Below are 22,253 nucleotides of genomic sequence, written 5' to 3'. Positions count from 1 at the left end.
GCGAGGGGCGATGCGCAAGGGCGGAGGGCTGAGGGCTGAGGGGCGCGGTGATGAGGATACGGCCTGTCGTGCAGATCAATCGACCTCGGGGGGAAGCTCCGATGCCGTAGTCTGCGGCTCCGAGGAGCCGGCGGATGACCTGGCGGATGAGCTGCGTGATGCATTCTTGGCCCAGCTCCACCGCCGCGGCGCCTGCTTCCTGATGGATCTGCAAGGCGCCGCGGAGCCGGTGATCGAGCGTGCCGGCCTCGGCGCCGCCGCCGGCCGGGAGGCCTTCGACAGCGCGCTCTGGGACTTGGTCTGGGATGGGCTCGTCACCAACGACACCTTTGCGCCGCTGCGCTCACTCGCCGCCGGCAAGGGCAAGTCCGCAGGCGCTGCGGGTCGGTCCGGTGGCCAGACGCGCTCGGCACGGGGCGGGCGGCGCAGCGCCCGCGCCGGCCTGAGTGGCGGCTTCGGCCGCGGGGGCGGCGCCGGCATGTCCGGCGGCCTCGCCGGCGGGCGCTGGTCGCTGGTGGCGGAGCTCGGTGCCGACGACGACATCACCGACACCGAGCGCGTCCTGCTCACCGCCCGCCTGCTGCTGGAGCGCTACGGCATCGTCAGCCGCGAGGCCGTCGCCGCCGAGAGCATCCCCGGCGGCTTCGGCCCGCTGTACAAGGTGCTGAAGGAGCTGGAGGAGGGCGGTCAGGTGCGCCGCGGCCACTTCGTCGAGGGCCTCTCCGGTGCCCAGTTCGCGCTGCCCGGCGCCGTCGAGCGTCTGCGCGCTGCCCGCGAGGATGAGCAGCCCATGGACGGCTATACCGAGGATGACGTGCGCATCCTGCCCGCGGCGGATCCGGCGAATCCTTTTGGCGCCCTGCTGGAGTGGCCGGAGACCGCGGTGGTGGATGCGGCCAGTCGCGGCAAGGATGCCGCTCCCACGGGCTCGGCAGGCACAGGCGGGGCGGGTCGCGGCAAGGATGTCGCTCCCACGGGCACCGGCGGCACGCGCGCGGCTGATCGCGGTGGGGACGCCGCTGCCACGGGGCGCGGGGCCGGCGTCGCCAAGCAGGCGCCTAAGCGCAGCACCGGCGCCTGGCTCATCCTGGTGGCGGGCAAGCCCGTGCTCTACCTGGCAGCCAGTGGGCGCCAGCTCTTGAGCTTCCCCGGGAGTGTCACGGACAGCGGCCGTGAGCTGGCCCTCGCCGCCAGCGCGCTGCACCGCATCCCGTCCGGGCGCAAGCGCCTGCTCATCCAGCACATCGACGGCGAGCCAGCGTTGGAGTCGCCGCTGCGCGAGACCCTCATAGCCGCCGGCTTCGAGCCCGACTACGACGCCTTGGCACCGGCTCGCTTCCGCCCCACCGGCACGGGTCGCGATCCGAATGCCGTTGCCTGTGCGGGGCCGCGGGGCTAGCTCGGCTCGCCGCCCGCGCCCGTCAAGACGGCTCAGCATGAGCACCCCGGCTGCGAGGCCGGGCTTGGACGCGCTGATCCTCAATCCCGCCACTGCGTAAACACGTAACCCCGCTCCGCCACGTCTTCGTGGCAGCTGTAGCAGCCGGCGCCGCCGTCGTTGACCATGCGCGCGGTCCGGCTGTCGCCTTGCCAGGCCTCGAAGCCCCAGCCGCCGGTGTCGGCGTACTGCTCGGCGTTCTTCAGCATGATGCCGAGCAGCACGCGCTCGCCCTCGGTGGACGCGTTGTCGGCGGTGTTGTACTCCAGCTGATCGAAAACGAAGACGGCGCCGTCGGCATAGTCGCCGCTGGCCAGCCCGGCGCGGGCGGTGTCGTTGGCATAGATGTGGTGGATGCCTTGGAAGGGCTGCGCCAACGGGTGGTCCGGGTGGATCACCATGGACTTGACGTGGGTCCAGTTGCGGTAGTCCCCCGGGTAGTCAGGCGGCTCGGCGGCGTTCGTGCCGAACGCGCCCAGGGCGAGGGCAGCGGCGCTGGCGATGAGTAGGTTGCGATACATGGCGGTGGTCTCCTGTCGGTGGCTGTTGTTGAAATAGTATCGAGTCGATACGGAATCCGAGCCTAGACGGCCCTGGGTCGCCCGTCAAGAAGGTTTCGACAAAAAACTAATGACACACTAGACTGGCGTCATGCCCATCGACGACACCCTGGAACGCCTCTGCAACCTGCTGCGCAGCGAGGCCCGCGTCGCCGGGACGCAAGCGGGGCTGCAACCCATCCACTGGCAGACGCTGCGCTATCTCGCCGCCTGCAATCGCTACTCCGACACCCCGCTCGCCGTGGCCGAATTCCTCGGCCAGACCAAGGGCACTGTGTCGCAGAGCCTGAAGCTGTTGGTGGCCAAGGGACTGGTGTCCAAACAACCGGATGCCGGGGATCGCCGCGTGGTGCACCTCGCACCCACTGCCGCGGCGTTGGACCTCTTGGGGCGGGCCGCCTACGCGCAGACGTTGCAGCAGGCGGCGGCGGGTTTGGACGACGGCACCCGCGCCGCGTTGGACGCGGCGCTTACCGAGCTGCTCCGTGCGTTGCAGCTTGCCCACGGACGCCGGAGCTTCGGGGTCTGCGGTAGCTGCCGGTTCCACGAGCGGAGTGCTGCCGGCAGCCGTTGCCAGCTCACCGGTGAGCCGCTGTCAGCCGACGACGCGAGCCGCATCTGCCGGGAGCACGAAAGCCCCGATGCGGCCTGACGGCTTCGGCTCAGGGCCGCCGAGCACCCGCCGGTTACGCGCCGCCAGCAGGCCCCGACAACGGATGCCGCCCTAGCGCGAAACCAGGTAGCCCGGGCGTGCCGGGGTCGGGCCATCCTTCTCCGCCAGAATCTTCTCCCGCGAGGTCCAGCCCAGGTCGTCGAAGACGGCGAACAGCGCCGGCACCACGAACAGCACCAGCAGCGTCGAGGCGAGCAGGCCGAAGACGATGCTGGTGGCCAGCGGGATCAGCACCTGGGCCTGCAGGCTGCGCTCGGCGAGCAGCGGCAGCAGGCCGGCGATGGTGGTGACGGAGGTGAGAAGAACTGCTCTGAACCGCTCGCGGCTGGCGCGGCGGGCGGCTTCGGGCACGGACATGCCTTCGCGCACACGGATCTTGAGGAATTCCACCAGCAGAATGGAGTCGTTGACGACGATGCCGGACAGGGACACGAAGCCCATGATGCTGGGCATGGACAGCTCCAGGCCCATGAGCAGGTGGCCGGCGACCACACCGACCAGCGCCAGCGGGATGGCCGCCATGACGGCGAAGGGCTCCAGCCAGGAGCGGAACTGGAAGGCCAGCAGCAGGAAGACCCCGAGCAGCCCGAGCCCGAAGCCCCGCAGCATGGAGCCGCCGGTGGCCCGGGACTCCCGGGCCTGGCCCTCGAAGCCGAAGTCCACGTCCGGGAAGCGCGCTTGAAGCTCCGGGATGAAGCGCTCGCGGGTGTCGGCGACGATCTCGGCGGCGTTGGCGGTCTCCGCGTCCACCTGGCCGTAGACGGTGATGGTGCGCCGCCCGTCGATGCGCTGGATGCGGGCGTAGCCGCGGGACTCCGTTAGCTCGGCGACCGCGCTCACCGGCACCTGGGCGCCGGCGGGCAGCTGGATGCGAAAATCGAGCAGGTCGCGCAGGCTCATGCGGTCGGCGTCCGCGAGGCCCACTTCGATCTCGTAGGTCTCGCCGTGGACGCCCGCGCCCACCTGGATCTCCCGCGCCTGGGCGCCCTGGAAGGCGTCGCGCACCTGCCGCGCCACCATGGCCGCCGTCACCCCGAGGGACGTGGCGCCGTCCTTGAGCCGCAGCGTCACCTCCGGCTTGCCGGGGCGCAGGTCGTCGCTCATGTCCTGCACGCCCTGGTAGCTGGCGAGCCAGTCCTGCAGCGCCACCGCCGCGGCCTTGAGCCGGTCCAGGTCGTTGCCCGACAGGCGGATCTCCAGGTCGCGCCCGCCGGGGCCCACCGTGGGCTCCGTGAAGGTCAGGCTGAGGACGTCCGCCACCGGGCCCGTGAGCGCGCGCCAGCGGTTGAGGTAGTCCTGCATGCTGCCGGCGCGGCGCTCGGCGGTGAGCAGGTCCGCGCTGACGGTGGCCACATGCGGGCCGGCTTCGAAGGCGTCGGGGTTGGTGTTGTAGCGCACGCTCACCTGCTGCACCAGCGGCGCCGGCTCGCCGTCGGGGCCCGCAGGCTGCTCCGGCGCGAATTCGGCGTTGACCTGCTCCAGCGCCGTGGTGATCTGCGCGACGACGGCCTGGGTGCGCGACAGCGGCGTGCCCTGGGGCAGCAGGATGCGCGCCTCCATGACGTCCCCTTCGATGTCCGGGAAGGCGCGGAACTTGACGACGCCGGCGGCCATCATGGCGAGCGTGACGATGAGCAGGGCCACGACGCCGCCGAGGAAGAGATAGCGCCCGGCCATGGCGCCGTCCACGGCTCGGCCCACCACCTGCTCGCGCAGCCAGTCGATGCCCTGCTCGAAGCGCATCCGCCAGCGCGGCGGCGGATCGCGCTCGTGGCCGCTCAGGGCATGGCCCAGGTGCCGCGGCAGAATCAGAAAGGCCTCCACCAGGCTCACCGCCAGCACCAGGATCAGCACCACCGGCAGCACCTTCAACACCTTGCCGATGTCGCCGGACAGGAAGGCCAGCGGGCCGAAGACGGCGACGGTGGTGAGAAAGGACGCGATGACGCCCGGTGCCACCTGCGCGGTGCCGGCCACCGCCGCCGTCATGGCGTCCTTGCCCTGGGCCAGCTTGGTGGCGATGTTCTCGGCGATGACGATGGCGTCGTCCATGAGCAGGCCGAGCGCGATCAGCAGCGCCACCATGCTGATCATGTTCACGGACAGCCCCAGCACGCCCATGAAGAAGAGCGCGCCCAGAAAGGCCACCGGCAGACCCATGGCCACCCAGAAGGCGAAGCGCAGCCGAAAGAACAGCGCCATCGCCAGGAATACCAGCCCGAGCCCCTGGAGCCCGTTGGTGGCGAGCATGGTGAGGCGGTCCTCGACGATGGAGCTCAAGTTCTGGGTCAGTTGGAAGCGCACGCCGGTTGGCGCCGTGGCGCGGGCCTCGGCCAGGAACGCCTCCACCTCCGCCATCACGTCCAGCGTGTCCTGCTGCTTGGTCTTGGTGACCTGGAGCACGGCGGCGCGGCGGCCGTCGAATTCGATGCGCACCTCCGGGTCCTCGAAGCGGTCCGTCACCCGGGCCAGCTCGCCCAGGCGCACTTCGCCGCCGGCGGCCGCGCCCACCACCACCAGGTCCTCTAGGGCCTGCACGCTCTGGCGCTCGTCGTCGAAGCGGATCAGGATCTCGCGGTCGCGGCTCTCGATGCTGCCGGCGGGCAGGTCCAACCCTTGGTCGGCCACCGCGCGCCGGACATCGTCCACACTCAGGCCATAGGCCAGCAGCGTCTCCCGGCGCACGGCGATGTGGAGCTGGCTGTCGGCGAAGCCCTGGACCGTCACCTGCGAGATGCCGGGCCGCGCCCGCAGCCGGTCCTTCATCTGCTCGGCATAGGCCTTCAGGTCCCGGTCCGCCATCGGCCCGGTGATGGCGATGGACACCACCCGGTCCATGCGCCCGAGCTGGGTGATGACGATGGTCTCGATGTCCTCGGGAAAGTTGTCGATGCCGTCGACTTCGGTCTTGACGTCGTCCAGAAATCTCGCGAAGTCCGCGCCTTCCGCCATTTCGGCGACGGCGGTGGCCATGCCCTCGCGGGCCTCGCAGCGCACCTCGTGGAGGTCCGCGATGCCGGTGATGGCGTCCTCCAGCGGCCGGCAGATGGCGCTCTCGATGTCCTCCGCGGTGGCGCCGGGGTAGGGCACCTGTACCTGCACCTCCGACGCCGCGAAGTCCGGGAAGGTCTCGCGCTTGAGCTGCGGCAGGCTCACCAGCCCCAGCGCCAGGAACAGCACCATCAGCATGTTCGCGGCGGTAGGGTGATGGGCGAAGTAGCGGATCATGGCGCCCTGCGGAAGCGAAGTGGCCGGCCGGCCCAGCCCCCGCCCGAGCGCGGAGCGTCTCCGGTGAGACGGCCTGCGGGCGGTTGTGGCAGGAGCCGAGTGGGCGCCGCCACTCTGAGGGTCAGCCCTTGGGGGTCAGCCCTTGAGCTTGTCCTTCAGCAGGGCATTTACCTGCTGCGGATTGGCCTTGCCCTGGCTCTGCTTCATGACCTGGCCGACAAAGAACCCGAGCACCTTCTCCTTGCCCGCCCGGTATTGCTCCACCTGCTGCGGATTGGCCTGGATGATGGCGTCGATCATGGCCTCGATGGCGCCGGTGTCGGTGATCTGCTTGAGTCCTTTGGCCTCGATGACCTGATCCGCGTCGCCTTCCCCGGCCCACATGGCCTCGAACACCTGTTTGGCGATCTTGCCGGAAATGGTGTCGTCCTGGATGCGCTGGATGAGCCCGGCGAGCGCGTCGGCGGAGACCGGGCTCGCGGCGATGTCGACATCCGACTTGTTCAGCGCCGCCGCCAGCGCGCCGGTGATCCAGTTGGCCGCCTGCTTGGCGTCGCCGCAGCCGGCCGTGACCTGCTCGAAATAGGCGGCCATGGGCAGGCTGGATGTCAGCAGGGCCGCGTCGTAGTCGTTGAGGCCGTAGGTGTCCATCAGCCTGTGGCGCATGGCGTCCGGCAGCTCCGGCAGGTCTGCGGTGGCCGTGTCGATGAAGGCGTCGTCCAGCTCCACCGGCAGCAGATCCGGGTCCGGGAAGTAGCGGTAGTCGTTGGCCTCCTCCTTGGTGCGCATGGAGCGGGTCTCGTCCTTGTGGGCGTCGTAGAGGCGGGTCTCTTGTACGACTGTGCCACCGTCCTCCAGCACGTCCATCTGGCGCTCGATCTCGAACTCCAACGCCTTTTGCAGGAAGCGAAAGGAGTTGATGTTCTTGATCTCGGTGCGGGTGCCGAACATCTCCTCGCCCAGCGGGCGCAGCGAGATGTTGGCGTCCACGCGGAAGGAGCCCTCCTGCATGTTGCCGTCGCTGATGCCGATCCAGCGCACCAGCTGGTGGATCTTGCGGGCATAGGCGACGGCCTCTGCCGGCGAGCGCATGTCGGGCTCCGAGACGATCTCCAGCAGTGGCGTGCCGGCACGGTTGAGATCGATGCCGGTCATGCCCCGGTGCGCGCCGGGGAAATCCTCGTGCAAGGACTTGCCGGCGTCCTCCTCCAGATGGGCGCGGGTGACGCCGACCGTCTTCACGCTGCCGTCCTCCAGGACGACCTCGACATTGCCGCGGCCGACGATGGGCAGCTCGTACTGGCTGATCTGATAGCCCTTCGGCAGGTCCGGGTAGAAGTAGTTCTTGCGCGCGAACACCGAGCGCGGCGCGATCTCGGCGCCGACGGCGCGGCCGAACTGCACGGCTCGGCGCACGGCGCCCGCGTTCAGCACCGGCAGCACGCCGGGGAAGCCCAAGTCCACGGCGCAGGCCTGGGTGTTGGGGGCGGCGCCGAAGGCGGTGGCGGCGCCGGAGAAGATCTTGGATTCAGTCGCGAGCTGGGTGTGGATCTCCAGCCCGATCACGGGTTCCCACTGCATGGTGCTTTGTCGTCTGCCTGTGTGCCGGTGCCGGCGGGGTCTGCGCCGGACGCCGCAGTATCCCGCAATCCATGCGATGGCGTCACGGGGGCGCCGCTGCAACGGACAACGCGGCTCTTATAGCTCTCTTCACGGCGCGCGCACCGCAGGCGGTGGTGCACCGGATTGTCGTGGTGACGCAGAACCTGGAGCCTCGTGTGTCGCACTGGCCGCGTCGGCAACTCCGTGCAGCGCTCCTGTTGGGGCCATGGCGTGATGCTGGGCGCTCGAGCCGTCAAGGACCCGGTCGGCTCCACCAACGCGAGAGCCGGCGCTGCAGCACCCGCGGCGGCACGCCTCCGTAGTGGGAGACGTCGTTGAACACCCGCAGCCGCGCCCGGGTCACGCTCGCGAAGTCCAGGATGGTCAGCGCCGCCGGGCTCTGGTCGAGTCGGTCCCGGTAGCCGCGGGCATCGAAGCCCAAGAGGCTGCTCACCAGCAGCCGGTTGGTCCCCTTGTGCGACACCACCAGCACCGAGCGGCGCTCATGCTGCTGCACGATGCGGCGCATCACCGGCAGCGCCCGCGCCAGCACCTGGATGCCGGACTCGCCGCCGGCGGGCGCGATGGTCAGCGGGTCTTCCTGCCAGGCCTCGTACTCGTCCGGGTAGCCCGTCTCCACCTCGTCGCGGGTCTTGCCCTCCCAGTGGCCGTAGTCGATCTCGCGCAGGTCGGGCTCCGTCAACGGCTCCACGGCGTGGGGTTGGGCGATGATGCGCGCCGTCTCCAGGGTGCGGCCCATGGGGCTCGCGTAGACGGCATCGAGGGTGTCGCAGCGCAGCCGCTCCGCCAGCGCCGACACCTGGCCCCGGCCCTCTTCGGACAGCGAGACATCGGTGGCGCCGGCGAAGCGGTCCTCGGCGGTCAGCTCGGTGGCGCCGTGGCGGACGAGATAGATGCGGGTGGGCATGTGGATCTCCGCTCAAACAAAGTCTCGTGATGCGTCCGGATTTCGACTGAGACTAAGGCTCCGACGACCCCGCGCCTGGCGCGCCCGCCAGGATATAGCCCAGATCCAGCTCCATCTCCTCGAAGGGCGGAACCCGGGCATTTCGCCGGTGGTCCAGGGTGGCAATCACCCGGAAGCTGCCCGCTTGCAACTCATGCGCGACGAGCTTGCGCTCCTCCGGCCAGATGAGCCAATAGAAGGGCACTTGGTGGCGCTGCAGCAGCAACGGGATCTGCTGCGTGTCCTTGCGCTCATGCCCGGGTGAAACGATCTCGCAGACCCAGTCCGGCGGCAGGTCGATCAGGCCTTCCGGCAAGGTCGGTAGCCTGGACTTGCGCCATCCGGCCAGATCGTGGGAGGGGCATTCATTGCGCTCGTAGGCGACGCTGGCTTCCGTGATGATCCACCAGCCGTCGGGGCCACCGCGCCGATTGAACCAGCCGAGCTCCTCACGGGTGTTGCCCTGTGCGCGGCCATGCAGCGGCCGCGTCATCGGCCGGCGGACGATGTCGCCGTTGATCAGCTCCAGGTCCTCGTCCGGGCTGCTGAGGAGATCGTCGATGGTGGCGAGCTTGAGGGCCTCCATGGTGCCTCCGGTTGCGAGTTGCGTTGGGGAACGGTTTGGCTCGGTTCTAGCGCAAGCGGGGTGTTGATTGCAAAGGCCGGATGCGCGGCATCGTTCGCAGTGCCCGCCGGGCTGCGGCGCCGCGCCCGGAAACAGGGTTCCCGCGCTCGCGCCGGGTAGTCGAAGCGTTGCCAGCAGAGGCCGGCCTCAGGGACTCGGGTCTGCCGGCATTCGGGGCCGCTGGCTCAGATGCTGCCGGCAATCAGTCTGACGGACTTGCCGACGCATGCGCATCTGCGGCGGGGATCACGCTCCTGCCGGGTGTGCCGGGCAGGCGCGGCATGGCGATCTCTGGGAACTCGCCGGTCAGCGCGTTCAGAAAGGCCACGAGGTCCGCTGCCTGCGCGTCGCTGAGGTCCTTGCCGAGCTGGGTCTTGGCCATGACGCGCACGGCCTCGTCCAGCGTCGGCACGGCGCCGTTGTGGAAGTAGGGGGCGGAGAGGGCGACGTTGCGCAGCGTCGGCACCCGCCACAGGTACTTGTCGGCATCAACGCCGGTGGCGGCGTGCCGGCCGGTATCCGCGGTGAGGTCGTACTTGGCCTCATAGACGCTGCCGGAGATGGTCGGGAACCTCTGATAAAAGCCCGTGCCGGTGGGCAGCTTCGGGCCGTTGAAATTGGGCCCAGCGTGGCAGGCGGTGCAGCCGAGCTCGGCGAAGGTCACCAATCCCCGCACCTGCTGCTCGGTCATGGCCGTGAAGTCACCCTCGACGAAGCGGTCGTAGGGACTGTTCGGGGTGATGAGCGTGCGCTCGAAGGCGGCGACGGCCTTGGCGGCGTTGTCCGCGGTGATCGGGTTGGGGTCGTCCGGGAAGGCGGCCTCGAACATCGGTTTGTAGCCGTCGATTTGCTTCAGGCGTGCCATGGCCGCGTCCAGGTCCGGCATGCCCATTTCGACGGGGTTCACCACCGGACCCTTGGCCTGATCCTCCAGCGTCGCCGCACGGCCGTCCCAAAACTGCACGGAATGAAACGCAGCGTTCCAGACCGTCGGCGCGCTGCGCTCGCCGCGGGCGTCGTGGAAGCCGATGGAATTGGGCCGATTGTCGTCGCCGCCCGCCATCACGTTGTGGCGGGAGTTGCAGGAGATGTTGCCGTCCGCCGAAAAGCGCGGGTCGAAATAGAGTGCCTTGCCGAGCGCCACCTTGGCCGGACTCTGCGGGTTGTCCGCCGGGCTGGGCGGCGTGTCCGGCAGGGCCTGCCAGGTTGCGGCCGACGCGGACAGGGAGAGGGCGAGCGTCAGTGCGCCGGCGACGAGGGCCGGTGTGCGGCGGGGCATGCTGTGTCTCCTGCGGTCTTTGGACCTGCTGCGGTGCGCCAGGGGGCGACAACAACACAGCATATCGCTCGCGGCCGATACGCTGATTGATGATCGTCAGGCTGACCAAGGAGGGACCGATTGATTGGCAATCCTGCATGCGCATGCGGACGAGCGGGAGGATAGCCGGGCGAGCCTGCGGCCTGCGCGCCCCATGGCGCTAGCGGGGTGCTGCGGCGGAGGTCGCCCCACGCTGCGATGCACGCGATTGGCTCTCCCGCGCCGCCATTGCCCGCGCGAGCGTCCGCGCGAGCACCTGCGCGAGGTGCTCGGGCCGATGACCGGTGCGCGCCCGGATCTGCTGGCGGTAGGAGAAGCCGTTGGCGATGACGGTGGCGTCGGGGCTGGCCGCGAGCCGCGGGGTGAGCGCCAAGTCGGCCATCTGCCGCGACAGGTCCGCGTGCTCGCACTCCAGCCCGAAGGTGCCGGCCATGCCGCAGCAGCCGGCGTCGATGATCTCGGGCTGTGGGCCGGGCAGGAGCTTGAGGACTCGGCGCATGGACTTCATGGCGCCGACGGCCTTCTGGTGGCAGTGGCCGTGGACCAGGGTCTCCGCGACGCCGCTGCCGGTGGCGGTCTCGGTGAGCGGCAGATGCAGGCGCTTGGCCATCAGCTCCTTGGCCAGGAATTCCTCCAGCAAGAGGCTCTTCTCGGTCACTTCCCGTGCCGCGTCGCCGAGGCCGAGCGCCGGGTAGTCGTCCCGCAGGCTGAGCAGGCAGGACGGCTCCAATCCGAGGATCCAGCGCCCGGCGCGGGCATGGGGCAGCAGGGCATCGACCAGCCGGCGGGCCTCGCCGCGGGCCTGGTCCACTTGGTAGGCGGACCAGTCGAGGACGGTTTTCATCTGCTGAGCCATGCTGCACCCTGCAATTGGCGGGGTCGGGGACGATCGGCGGCGCTTGCGGACCGCGGCGTTCTGTTCCACCAGTCCAACCGTCCAAGGGCAAGAACTGGACCGGCTGGGACAGGCTCGATCCGCCGGCACGCGCAGCGCTCAGCGCATGCAGCACTTCTTGTATTTCTTGCCGCTGCCGCAGGGGCAGGGGTCGTTGCGCCCGATCTTCTGGCCACGGACGGCGGGCCGGGTCGCTGCGATCACGTCCGACGGCTTCGGGGCCGCCTCCGGTCTGCGGAAGCAGGCCCAGCCGCGCATCTCGACGATGGTGTCGTCGATGAGACCTCGGCTTCGCTCGCGTGCCTTGCGCATGACCTGGTCTCTGTCCTCGCCGAGGATCCGCCGCACGTCTTCCAAGCGGACGAAGAAGGTCTCGATAAGGCCGTCTGCGTAGGCCTGCTCGATGTCGCCGATCAGCTCTTGCGGATGCAGGTCGAGGCTGGCGGTAACGAGCGCCGTCCAGACCAAGCCATCGTCGCGCGGGAGCTTCTCGCGATACAGGCTCGCGAAGTAGCCCATCACTTGCTCCCGGGGCACTCGGCCTTCGCCGACCAGGATGGCCAGCGCCTTCAGGCAGGCGCTGCGGACGTACTCGTTGACGGTCGGGTCCTCGATCATCCGTTGTATGGGTGCGAGATCGTCGTCGCAGACGGAGGCCAAGATGCGCCTCAGGTCCTCGGTTACGACATCGCCGGTGAGGTCCAGGGTCAGCTCGCCCGGCACGGAGAAGAACCTGACCAGGAGGGGATAGGCGGCCTTTTCGCGAAACTGGGCCAGCAGATACATGGCGTAGATGTGCAGCATCTTGGTTTCGCCAATCTGCAAGGCTTCCGGGTCGTCCGCTGCCGCCTCAAGCGCTGCCAGCAGGATCGGGGTGACGGCCTCTCGCTGCTGGATCGCGGCGCGTACGGCTTGCACCGGAAAGTGCCCGCGATTTACGGCGAGCGCGTGCTCGATGGCTTCGATGTCGGTGGTGTGCATGTTCTCGTCTGCTGAAGCTTGGGCCGGCACCTGGGGCATGGGGGCGGGCTCGGCGCCGAGCTGCCCCACGCGCATCGCTGATGCCCGGGCTCGACCCTGTCATGGCGTGGCGAAAGCCTAGCGGCTCCCGGCCCGGCTCGTGAGCGTTCCGCTGATTTGCGTCCGAGCGTACTCCCAGTCGATCCGCTCCTGCTCCAGCCGGACGCGCTCGCCCCAGCGGTCCGTAAGCAGGCCCTCGACAACCGCCTCCTCCTCGGGCGAGAGCCCTGCGAGCGGCCCCGCCGCGGGCTTCTCCTCGCGTTGCCACAGGTCGCGATGGCGCAGCAGGGTCGCCTCGTCCATGAGCAAAGAGTGCACATCCGGCAGATGTTGGCGCAGGCGGCTGAGGATCGCAAAGCCGTGGGTGTCGAGGTCACCCCAGTAATGGCAGGGGCGGCCCCTGAGCCAGGGGATGGCGGCGTAGGCCTCGACGGCATAGCCGCGGGCCATGCAGCAGACGGCGCCCGGCAGGTCGTCGAAGGCGAGGCCGGTTTGCAGGTTCTCGACGAGGAAGGCGCGAGCCGGGCGCAGGGGTAGGGCGGCGATCTGCTCGACGGGTGCCGTAATGTCGCCCAGGCCGCCGACGGCGGCGCGCAGGTCCGGGTCGAGCATGCGGATGCGCAGCAGGTCCGGCTCGCGCCGCAGGCCGGCCAGCGCATGGAGGTCGGTGCCCGCGGTGTCCCCGGTGTCCGCGGCCTGCCTTTGCTGTTGCCCCAACAGGTCCACGAGCCGGCCGCGGTTGGCGCCGATCCACTTGGTGTCGATGCCGGGGATCGGCAGCTGGCGGACGTAGAGCCCGGAGTCGGGGTGCTCCTGAAGCCAGCGCAGCACTGCCAGGAGCCGCTCGAAGTCCACGGCCGGCGCGTCGGCGAGCCAGTCGAAGTGGCGCCCGAAGCCGAGCGCCCGGCCGGCGGCGTCTAATGGAGCTCGATCCTCGGACGACGCCGACACCGCATCCTGATCCACGGCCATGGTAGGCGCCGCCATCACCCGCCGCAGGCCTGCCGCCCGCTCCTGCGCCCGCAGCCACCGCGCCTGCTCACCAACCCACACCGCCACCTGCTCCGGCCCCGTCAGCAGCAGCCGCTCCGGCAGCCGCTGCCGGCCGAGGCCGGGCCATTGGCGCTCGGTCCAGATCAGCTCGCCGGGGCGTGCGGGGTCGGTATCGACCGCCGTCCAGCGCTCGATCCAGTCGCGCACCCCGGCGAGATCCCGCGCCGTTTCCCGCTCCGTCGGCGGGTGCAGCAGGATGGTGAGCGGCCAGCTGCCCGCGGCGTCGAGCCAGCGCCGGTGGCCGCCCCGCCAGCGCTTGCGCAGTAGGGTGGTGACGGCGGCCGGGTCAAGCCGACCTGAGGCGGCCATCGCGGCGCTCGTGCGGGTGCTCGGCGCCCGGGAGCGGCGCCGGCGGCGGGTCGTCGGTCGGTGCCGGCGCTGTCGCCCAGGTCTGGGCCGGCTCCGGGGCCTCGGCATCCGCCGGCTGCGGCGACGGCCCCTGCGCACGGCGCTCCGGCAGCGCCAGGCGCTTGCGCTCGTGGTCGTAGGCGATCTGCAGCGTCGTCGAATGCTTGCGGTCGCGGATGTCCACGAAGCAGGCGCCGCCGATGAAGGGCTCCAGGGTCATCACGGACTTCAGCGGCGTGGCGACGATCATCTGGAAGCCGAAGCGCTCGAAGATGCGCATGGCAAGCTCGGTGAACTCGTTGTCCGCCTTGCCGAAGGCCTCGTCCAGGATCACCGGGGCATACAGCGGCAGGCCGCCGTCGCCGTGCCGGTCCGAGCCGCCGAGCTGGTAGCGCAGCGCCGCCGCCAGGCATGTCGTGGCCAGCTTCTCGCGCTGGCCGCCGGACTTGCCGGCGCCGGAGCGATACACCTCCACCTCGCGGCCGTCGGCATCCAGCTCCCGGCCGATGAACTCCACGTGCAGGCGCACGTCCAGCACCTGTTGGCGCCAGCGCTTGTCGTCCGGCTCCTGGCCGGCCAGGCGGGCGACGATGCCGGAGAGGGTCTTGAAGCGGGCCTCGGCATCCGCGGTGTCGAGCGCCGCGGTCCAGACGTGCTCCAGCACCGCGCGCACTTGCTCGCGGAAAGTAAGCACGTCGGGCAGCTGGCGCTCGCTCACCTGGATTTGCAGGTGCGTGCCGGTGTTGAACTCGGCCTCGGCGAGGCCGTCGTTGACGAGCGCCATGCGCTCGCGGATCTGCCGGCGGGTCTCGTCCACGTGGCGGTTCAGCGCGGCGAGGTTCTCGGTGCTCTGGTCCTTGAGCAGCGCGGCGAAGCGCTCTTCGAAGCGCGGCAGGCCGTCTTGCTCGATGCGGGTGAGGAGCTTGAGGTACTCGGGTGCCGAGGCCAGGGTCTCGTCGAGATCCCCCGCCGCCATGGGCCAGCCGCGCTTGAAGGCGCCGAACTGGCGCTCCATGACCCGCGCGTGCTGATTGCGCGCCTGCTCCGCAGCGCTGCGCTCCTCGCGCAGCTCGCGCTCCACGTGGCGGGCGCGGCTGTCGAGGTTGGCGAGGGTCAGTGCCGCTTGGGGGGCCTCGAAGCGCGCGGTGAGGGCCTCGAGTGGCGCCGGCTCGATGGTCACCTCGGCCAGCTCCCGATCCAGCTCCGCCAGGGCCAGGTTGTGCGCATTGCGGCGGCGCCCGATATCGGCGCGCTGCCCGCGCAGCTCGGCGAGGGCCGTCTCCGCCTCGCGCAGCGCCGCCTTGGCCGCCTCGATCTGCCGGCCCAGCTCGGCGAGGTCGTGGTTGGCGTCGCGCAGCGCACGCAGCTCCGCCTGTAGGCCGTCGATGAGCCTGAGCTGGGCCGCGACGTCCAAGTCCTCCCAGCGCAGGTTCATGAGCTGGCGGCAGGAGAGCGCCTGCTGGCCCGCCTGGTCGCGGCGGGCGGCGAGCGCCTTGAGCTGCCCATCGAGCTTGGTGCGCTCGGCCTGGAGCCGCTCTACCGTCTGCCGGAACAGCGCCAGCTTGTCGCGGTTGTCGAAGCCGAGCACCCAGCGTTTTTGGTCGTCGATGCGGTGGCGGTCGTCCTTCTCGTGGCGGCCGCGGTTGTGCTTGACCTGGCCGGCGAGGGTGACGGCGCGCTCGGCGCCGCGGAAGGCGCTCAAGCTGGCGGCGCACTGGTAGTCGAAGCGCCGGCTCAGCTCATCGAAGAGCCAGTCCCGGTAGGGCGAGGTCTTGAGCTCCAGCTTGGCCACCAGGGAGTCCGGCCCGAGCCGCCGGGTGGTGCGCGGCGCCTCCCGCTCGACGCGGTGGTAGACCAGCCGCTGGCCGAGATGGGTCTCGTTGATGATGCGGGAGACAGCGCCGTAGTGGCGCTCATCGACGATGAGAGACAGCGCGAAGTTGTGCAGCACACGCTCGATGGCACCGCGCCATTCGGCGGCCTCCGGCCGCACCTGCACCAGCTCGCCGACGAAGGGCAGGGCCTCTTCGGCGAGGCCCAGGCCGTCTGCGATCTGCGCCCGCAGCGCCAGCATGCGCGCCGGGATGTTGGAGGGCTGGCGCAGCAGGGCGGCGAGCTCCGCCTCGGCCTCGTCCAGCTCGGCCACCACGGCCTTGTGGCGGTCGCGGACGCCATCGCGCTCTTGCTCGGTCTCGTCCTGCTGCTGCTGCCAGCGCTCGACGATGTCGCGGGCGCGGTCGGTGAGCGCGGCGAGACCCTCTGGTGACTCCGGCAGGGTCCAGTCCAGGTTGCGACAGAGCCGCTCCGCCTCCTGGCGGGTGCCGAGCCGGCGCTCGCGCTCGCGCTCCGCCTGGGCGATGTCGCGGGTCAGCTGCTCGATGCGCCCGCCGCCCTGGGCGTGGTGGCGCTCGCGCAGGCGCTCCAGCTGGGTGTGCTCCTGATCGACCCGGGCCTGCTGGGCCGTCTCGCGGTCCGCGAGCGCCCGGTCCTCGCTGTCGAGCCGGGCCAGGTCCGCTTCCAGCAGCGCGCGGCGGCGCTGCTTGAGGTAGGGGTCGATGGCGTGCAGCTGGCGGTCCAGATCCACGAGCTGCTGCTCGGTCTCCTCGTGGGCGGCGTGCGCCGCGCGGGCCGGGGTCAGTACCTCGATCTGCTCCCTGGCCGTGACCACGGCGCGGTGGGCCTGGTCCAGCTCGCCGAACTCCTCCACCAGGCGGTCGGCCACCTCGAAGGTGCGCGGCGGGTCCAGCATGAACTCCCGCAGAAAGCTGTTGAGATCGCCTAGGTTCTTGGCGGACTGCGTTTTGTGCAGCAGCTTCAGCGCCATTTCCGAGTCGATGCGCAGCAGCATGCGCAGGCGCTCGCCGTAGCGGGCGTACTCGCTGAAGTGGCTGACGTCGGGCAGGTCGCGCTTGAGGCCGCGCAAGTCCAGGTCCTCGGCGAAGCCGGCCAGCTCCCGGCGCAGGTCGAAGGGCCGGTCCGCGATCATGTAGTGGCGCCGCAGGTCCTGGGTCGCGTTGCCGCTGCCGCGGAGCCAGAACACCTGCACCAAGGTCACCACGGACCCGTCGCCGTCGGCATACTCGGCGGCGAGCGCGGACCAGGTGGTGCCGGCGCGCAGGGTGCGCGAGGCGATCTCGCCGGTGTCGGCGCTGGACTGGTCCGCCCAGGCGCCGCGTACATAGGTCACCAGGTTGCGGTCGGTGCGCGAGCGGTCCCCCTCGCGGGCGGCGGCGTTGAAGCTGGTCCAGCGCGGCGGGATCAGCAGCGCCGTGTAGGCATCCAGCAGCGTCGACTTGCCGGAGCCGGAGCGGCCGACGATGAGAAAGCCATCCGGTGCAACGGGCACTTCGTGGAGCCCGGCGAAGGTGCCCCAGTTGAACAGGCTGAGCTTGGCGAGGCGGAATTGCTCGCGGCGGTCTGGGTCGTGCCAGGCCGGAGTCTGGCCGGAGGACGCGGCGGGAGTCTGGGCTGCGCCGCTGTCCGGCCTGTGTTGGAGCTCACTCACAGCGCGGCCCTCGTATCAACTGAGCAACGACGGAACAAGCAACTACGAAACACGCGAAAGGCGCGAAAAAGGGCACGCTGGAACCAGTCGTCAAGCCGCTCCTTTCGCGTGTTTCGCGCTTTTCGTCGTTCCAAGACCAGATTTTCCGGCGCACGAATGGGGCGGATCGATTCGGCACAATTCTAGCCACGTCGCGGTGCCGGTGGCCCGGAGCAATCATTGCGCGCCCTCCTCGCCTGGCCCGGCGGCCATCTCCTGATAGATGGCGGTCAACTGCTCCACCTCCTCCGGCCCGAAGATCAGCTTCAGGCTCGCCGAGACCTCAAAGCGGTCCGCATTGCCCTTCAGCGCCGCGAGCAGGCTGTTCTTCTTCGCCTTCTCGATGGCGGCGGTGATGCGCTTCTCGAAGCCGGCGCGGTCGGTGTTGTCGGCGGGCTCGTAGAGGCGCAGCTGATCCGCCAGCTCATCGCGATCCACCAGCGCCGGCTCGCCGCGCAGCTCCGCGTCCACCAGCACCTGGCGCAGGTACAACAACAGCACCGAGTCGATGAAGGTGAGCGGCGAGCGGCGCAGCAGGATCGGCGTCTCCAGCTCCCCGGTGTCCGCCTGGCGGGTGAAGGCGATGCCGCGGTCCGCGTCCAGGATCAGCTCCAGGAACAGATCGGCAAGCCGCGAGCGGATAGCCGCCTCGTGCTGCAACAGCGCCGGCCACAGCCGCGGATGGCGGCGCTGCTCCAACGCCGGGCCGGACAGCAGCTGCACCAGCGCGCGCCGGGCCGCCTCCGGTAGCTGGCCGGTGTCGCCGGGGTAGAGCTGGCCAGCAGTGTGCGCCTCGTCCACGTGCGCCTGCGGGTCAGTGGCCGGCTCGGCGAAGACATCATCGCGATCCGCGCGCATCCAGTCCTCTATCGTGCTCGTCATATCCGCCATGCTGCAAGCTGCTCTATGTCGATCGCCCCACCATCCCCGGTGCCGACCGGCGGCGTCAAGGGCGGCGCCGGCTTGCAGGCGATGCCTTGGGAGAGCAGTGTGTGCCGGCCGGTGGCTCATTGCGTGAGCCCGGTTCATCGTCGCGGACCCCAGCCCCTGCTCGGCCGCCCAGTGGTGCTAGAGTAGGCGGGCGTCGGCCAGCTTGGCCATCTTGCGATCCAGGGTGAGGGTGAGCAGATCGGCGCGACGGTAGTCGTCCGCGATCAGCCGGTCCAGGAGTCCGCAGCCACCCTGCTCACCGAGGACCTCGATGACGGCTCGACCGTTCTGCGGTGCAACCAATCCGCTCTGCAGCAGCCTCGCAAGCCCCTCCCGAGCCTCAGCCTTGGTCACACCGTAGTGGTGCTGCAAAGCGATATAGGCCTCGCCGATGACCTGGTTGGAGGCAAAGACCTCCGCGCCTTCCGACTCGATCAGCGCGGTCAGGCGCTCGACGCAGTGGTCGTAGAGGTTTTCCGGATCGCCGGTGGCAAGGCTTACGAGGATGGAGGTGTCAATCCCGAAGCGCTGGGTCATGGGGCTCGTCGCGGAAGGTCTCGATGTCGAAGCTGCCGCGGCCGCGTCGGAGCTTCCCGCGCAGCGGCGCGAGTCGCGCGGGATCGATGCGCCTGGCACGCAACAGGAAACCATCCGGGGTTTCGATCAGCTCCAGCCGATCCCCGGGCTTGGCGCCCAGGGCGTCCAGCACCTTGGCCGGAAAGGTCGCTTGTCGCTTGCTGGTGATGGTAATCAGCATGTTGGAGCTGACCCGGTGTATCGCCTTACCAAAGATTCTATCTTCGCAAGGCGACAAATCAAGCTCGTCTGCTACACCGCCCTCGCGCTCCTCCACCTGCTCGCACATCTGGTCCGAGAGCCGTGGCGGGATCGCCTGGTCGGGATGTTGTACCTGCTCATGGCACTGAGTCTGATCGCCAAGCCGTTGTTGAGCACCGCGGGGCATGCGGGCACGACCGCGCGGGAGTCGGGCTTGCGGGCCATGCAGGTGGAGCCCGCCCTGCATCGTGTGGGGCCGTGAGGCTGACGCGGCGCTCGTGGCGACTCCTGTTTGCGTCGGCGCCCGCGGTTCAGCGGTGCCCTGGTCGGCACAAAGCCGTCGCACCCCGCGATTTCCTCCGGCGTGGTGCCGGGCGCGGTACCGGCGCGCCCCGCGAACGGCGGCCTCGGCCGCGTCGGTGACCGATCATCGTGATGCGTGCTCATCCGTTATGACTCCGCTGCGGCTGCTGTCGAAACCGGCGCTCGGGTCAGCCACGCTCACGAAGTAGACCCGCGGAATCCGCGCCGAGCGCGCGATGCCGTCCCGCCCCAGCCAGCTCACCCGGTCCGTCCCCTCGGCGACGATGCCGTCGCGCAGGCCGAGCGCCAGGTAGCCGACAACGGTGCCGAGGCCCTGCTCGGCGGGGTACTCGGCGAGCAGCTCGGCCACGGTGACCTGGCCGCGGGCGGCGAGCAGCGCGGCGATGTGCTCTTCCAGGGTGCGGAAGTCGATCTCGGACTGCGCCACCAGGCCGGCGATGGCGTCCAGGTCGATGACGGACTCGGCGGCGTCGTCCATGCGTGCGTCCACGGCATCCAGGCTCGGGTCGTGCAGGCGCAGCTGCGCCACGGAGCGCAGCCGGGCGCTGGATAGGGTGAGATCGCGGCCGATGGACTGCTGCGGGCGCAGCCGGTCCTTGACGGCCAGGGAGCGGCGCTGGGCCGTCTTGACGAGCGTGCTTATGCGCCGCTGCTCGCGGTACTCGCGGCTCTGCACGAACTGCTTCAGGCCGCGGGCGAACTGATACAGCACGTCGTGCACCTCGCCGCCGCGGCTCAGCAGGGTGCCGGTGAGGCCGGACAGGTCGCGGCGCTCGCGGCGGCTCAGGCGCCCGGCGAAGTCTCGGCCCAGAACGGCCTCCAGCGCCGCCTCCAGCTCGCCGCTCTGCTGCGGGTCGGTGAGCAGGCGCCAGAAGGCGCGGAAGGTCTTGCCGGCGTCGCTGTCGGCGATGAGGTCGACATCGGCAAAGACGGCGTCGAGCACGTCGCCGCGGCTGCCGTCGTTGTCGACGATGCGCTCGCGCAGGTCCCGGTTCAGGGTGCGGAAGTCGTCGCGCACGCGTCGGAAGTCCGACGCCAGCTCGTCGCTCAAGGAAAGGATCTCCTTGAGCCGCTCCAGCGCCCGGTCCGCGGGCAGCGGCTCCAGGCGCCCGGCACGGACGGCGGCGATGCGGGCGTCCAGGCGCTCGCGCTCGCGCAGCAGGCGCTCGGCGCGGATGGCCGGGTCCGGCTCGGTTTCTTCGGCGAGCTGCGCGAGCTGACCGATGACCAGGCCGAGCCGGCTCTCGGTGGCGACGGTACGTTGGGACGACAGGTCCTGCGCAAAGCGGATCGCCTGTGCCGCCGCGGCGCTGGCCTCGTACTCCTCCTCGCCATCCGCAGACAGGCCGCGCTCCAGCCAGCCCGCCGCGAGCCAGTCCGCCAGGTAGGCGCTCGCCGGCTGCGGCAGGTCCCAGCCCTCGGCGCGGAAGCGCTCCAGGTCGCGGCCGAGGCGCTCCACCAGCAGCGACGCCGGCAGCCGCCTGGGGCCCTCCAGCAGGTGCGCCTGGATCAGCGCCATCACCGCTGGGCCGTTCTCCGCCGACAGCAGCTTCCAGGTGGGCTGCTGACGGAGCTGACGCAGGGCTTGGGCTTGGGTGCTGGGGTGCATAATGCTGTGACGATGGGCTCTGACCGGCGCCATGGGGACTCGCTTGCATGGCCTTGCGCCGGCGAGACACGACCAACGACTGTGCTGACTGGCGGCAAGGATGACCATGCGTAGTCTGGTCTCGCCGGTGGCTCATCGCATGAGCCCGGTTCATACTCGACGCGCGAGACGCTCGGACAAGCCTGGAGAGGCCATGATCATCGGCATCCCCAAAGAGATCAAACCCCAGGAGCGGCGCGTGGCCGCGGTGCCGGCGATGGTGCACGACCTGGTGGAAGCGGGGCACCGGCTGTTGGTGCAGGCGGGCGCCGGAGAAGGTGCGGGCATCATCAATGCACAGTTCGAGGCCGCGGGCGCTGAGCTGGTCGAGGACGCGGGCTCGGTTTGGGCTGCCGCTGAGCTGGTGGTGAAGGTCAAGGAGCCGCTGGCACAGGAGTATCCGCTGATCCGCCCGGGCCAGGTGGTCTTTACCTATTTCCACCTCGCCGCCAGCCGCCCGCTGACGGACGCGATGCTGGCCAGTGGCGCGCATTGCTTCGCCTACGAGACGCTGACCGTCGACGGCCGCCTGCCGCTACTGGCGCCCATGAGCGAGGTGGCCGGACGCATGGCCGTGCAGGCCGGCGCCTTCTATCTGGAGGCCCACAATGGCGGCCGCGGTCTGCTGCTGGGCGGTGTTCCGGGCGTGCTGCCAGCGAAGGTGCTGGTGCTCGGGGGCGGCAGCGTCGGCACCGAGGCGGCGAAGATGGCCGCCGGCCTGGGCGCCAATGTGGTGGTCATGGATATCGACCTGGACCGCCTGCGCCACCTGGCCGATATCCTGCCGGCCAATGTCACGACCCTGGCCAGCACCCGCCATGCCCTGCGGGAGCTGCTGCCTGCCGCGGACTTGGTGATCGGGGCGGTCTTGGTCAGCGGCGGGCGGGCGCCGGTGCTGATCCGCCGCGCGGACCTGGCGCTGATGCAGGACGACGGCCCGGTGCTGGTGGACGTGGCCATCGACCAGGGCGGCTGCTTCGAGACCAGCCGGCCGACGACCCATGCCGAGCCCACCTATGTCGTCGACGGTGTGGTGCACTACTGCGTCGCCAACATCCCGGGTGCCGTGCCGCGCACGGCGACCTTTGCGCTGACCAATGCCACCAAGCCTTATGTCGAGCTGTTGGCGGAGTTGCTCGCGGACGGCGGTGTCGGTGCTGCCGCGGCGCATCCCGCACTGGGCACGGCGGCGAACGTTCTGGCCGGCGAGCTGACCCACGCGGGCGTGGCGGAGGCTTTCGGGCTGTCGTGGCGGGCGTCGGCGGAGGTGTTGGCTTAGGCGGCGGGGGGGGAAGTGCGGGGT

Annotated in this window: 18 protein-coding genes; 4 read left to right on the top strand and 14 right to left on the bottom strand. The window is 70.1% G+C overall.

All coding sequences use genetic code 11. The annotated features are described in order from the left end of the window. On the top strand, positions 1 to 1,399 hold a 1,399-nt coding region (locus tag CKO31_RS22040; protein WP_438874031.1), incomplete at its 5' end, for an Lhr family helicase. 80 nt (positions 1,400 to 1,479) lie between these two features. Here CKO31_RS22040 and CKO31_RS22035 read toward each other — a convergent pair. After that, positions 1,480 to 1,959 carry a cytochrome P460 family protein gene (locus CKO31_RS22035; RefSeq protein ID WP_200241591.1) on the bottom strand — a complete coding sequence of 160 codons (480 nt, stop codon included), beginning with the start codon at positions 1,957 to 1,959 and terminating at the stop codon, positions 1,480 to 1,482. Between the two features lie 130 nt (positions 1,960 to 2,089). Here CKO31_RS22035 and CKO31_RS22030 point away from each other — a divergent pair, with 130 nt between their 5' ends. After that, positions 2,090 to 2,650, top strand: a complete 561-nt coding sequence (locus CKO31_RS22030; RefSeq protein ID WP_200241589.1) for a MarR family winged helix-turn-helix transcriptional regulator — start codon at positions 2,090 to 2,092, stop codon at positions 2,648 to 2,650. Positions 2,651 to 2,722: 72 nt separating this feature from the next. Here CKO31_RS22030 and CKO31_RS22025 read toward each other — a convergent pair whose 3' ends face one another. The 12 genes from CKO31_RS22025 to CKO31_RS21970 form a co-directional block, all read right to left on the bottom strand. After that, the gene (locus CKO31_RS22025) at positions 2,723 to 5,899 is read right to left on the bottom strand and encodes an efflux RND transporter permease subunit (protein ID WP_200241586.1); all 3,177 of its coding nucleotides are present in this window, start codon (positions 5,897 to 5,899) and stop codon (positions 2,723 to 2,725) included. Positions 5,900 to 6,034: 135 nt separating this feature from the next. Beyond that, positions 6,035 to 7,480 (bottom strand): Asp-tRNA(Asn)/Glu-tRNA(Gln) amidotransferase subunit GatB, encoded by a 1,446-nt coding sequence (gene gatB / locus CKO31_RS22020; protein WP_200241584.1) that lies wholly within the window; start codon positions 7,478 to 7,480, stop codon positions 6,035 to 6,037. 274 nt (positions 7,481 to 7,754) lie between these two features. Next, positions 7,755 to 8,429, bottom strand: coding sequence for a histidine phosphatase family protein (locus CKO31_RS22015; protein ID WP_200241575.1), 675 nt, complete (start codon positions 8,427 to 8,429; stop codon positions 7,755 to 7,757). A gap of 52 nt (positions 8,430 to 8,481) precedes the next feature. After that, on the bottom strand, positions 8,482 to 9,054 hold the full coding sequence (locus CKO31_RS22010) for a Uma2 family endonuclease (RefSeq protein ID WP_200241573.1): 573 nt from the start codon (positions 9,052 to 9,054) through the stop codon (positions 8,482 to 8,484). 241 nt (positions 9,055 to 9,295) lie between these two features. Next, complete coding sequence (locus CKO31_RS22005; RefSeq protein WP_200241571.1) at positions 9,296 to 10,372, bottom strand: cytochrome-c peroxidase; 1,077 nt, start codon at positions 10,370 to 10,372, stop codon at positions 9,296 to 9,298. Between the two features lie 199 nt (positions 10,373 to 10,571). After that, positions 10,572 to 11,255: a (Fe-S)-binding protein gene (locus CKO31_RS22000; RefSeq protein ID WP_200241569.1), complete on the bottom strand. Its 684-nt coding sequence runs from the start codon at positions 11,253 to 11,255 to the stop codon at positions 10,572 to 10,574. Between the two features lie 150 nt (positions 11,256 to 11,405). After that, positions 11,406 to 12,287 carry a DUF1186 domain-containing protein gene (locus CKO31_RS21995; RefSeq protein WP_200241567.1) on the bottom strand — a complete coding sequence of 294 codons (882 nt, stop codon included), beginning with the start codon at positions 12,285 to 12,287 and terminating at the stop codon, positions 11,406 to 11,408. 117 nt (positions 12,288 to 12,404) lie between these two features. Next, on the bottom strand, positions 12,405 to 13,688 hold the full coding sequence (locus CKO31_RS21990; RefSeq protein WP_200241565.1) for a Wadjet anti-phage system protein JetD domain-containing protein: 1,284 nt from the start codon (positions 13,686 to 13,688) through the stop codon (positions 12,405 to 12,407). Continuing rightward, complete coding sequence (locus CKO31_RS27545) at positions 13,666 to 17,232, bottom strand: ATP-binding protein (RefSeq protein WP_200241563.1); 3,567 nt, start codon at positions 17,230 to 17,232, stop codon at positions 13,666 to 13,668. The genes CKO31_RS21990 and CKO31_RS27545 overlap by 23 nt, the downstream gene beginning before the upstream one ends. A 216-nt stretch (positions 17,233 to 17,448) precedes the next feature. Continuing rightward, complete coding sequence (locus CKO31_RS21980) at positions 17,449 to 18,153, bottom strand: DUF4194 domain-containing protein (protein ID WP_242475577.1); 705 nt, start codon at positions 18,151 to 18,153, stop codon at positions 17,449 to 17,451. Between the two features lie 186 nt (positions 18,154 to 18,339). Then, positions 18,340 to 18,738, bottom strand: coding sequence for a PIN domain-containing protein (locus CKO31_RS21975; RefSeq protein ID WP_200241560.1), 399 nt, complete (start codon positions 18,736 to 18,738; stop codon positions 18,340 to 18,342). Beyond that, complete coding sequence (locus CKO31_RS21970) at positions 18,716 to 18,958, bottom strand: AbrB/MazE/SpoVT family DNA-binding domain-containing protein (protein WP_200241558.1); 243 nt, start codon at positions 18,956 to 18,958, stop codon at positions 18,716 to 18,718. The genes CKO31_RS21975 and CKO31_RS21970 overlap by 23 nt, the downstream gene beginning before the upstream one ends. 15 nt (positions 18,959 to 18,973) lie before the next feature. Here CKO31_RS21970 and CKO31_RS21965 point away from each other — a divergent pair, with 15 nt between their 5' ends. Beyond that, positions 18,974 to 19,240: a hypothetical protein gene (locus CKO31_RS21965; RefSeq protein WP_200241555.1), complete on the top strand. Its 267-nt coding sequence runs from the start codon at positions 18,974 to 18,976 to the stop codon at positions 19,238 to 19,240. 165 nt (positions 19,241 to 19,405) lie between these two features. On the opposite strand, the gene CKO31_RS21960 is transcribed toward CKO31_RS21965, so the two are convergent. Then, positions 19,406 to 20,944: a DUF3375 domain-containing protein gene (locus CKO31_RS21960; protein WP_242475576.1), complete on the bottom strand. Its 1,539-nt coding sequence runs from the start codon at positions 20,942 to 20,944 to the stop codon at positions 19,406 to 19,408. A 160-nt stretch (positions 20,945 to 21,104) separates the two neighbouring features. Between CKO31_RS21960 and ald the strand changes: the two genes are divergently transcribed. Beyond that, complete coding sequence (gene ald / locus CKO31_RS21955; RefSeq protein WP_200241553.1) at positions 21,105 to 22,229, top strand: alanine dehydrogenase; 1,125 nt, start codon at positions 21,105 to 21,107, stop codon at positions 22,227 to 22,229. Positions 22,230 to 22,253: the final 24 nt, after the last annotated feature.

The organism is Thiohalocapsa halophila, assembly GCF_016583825.1.
Taxonomy (GTDB): domain Bacteria; phylum Pseudomonadota; class Gammaproteobacteria; order Chromatiales; family Chromatiaceae; genus Thiohalocapsa; species Thiohalocapsa halophila.
The sequence above is the reverse complement of the archived record's forward strand: the minus strand, read 5'-3'. Positions and strand labels throughout refer to the sequence as shown.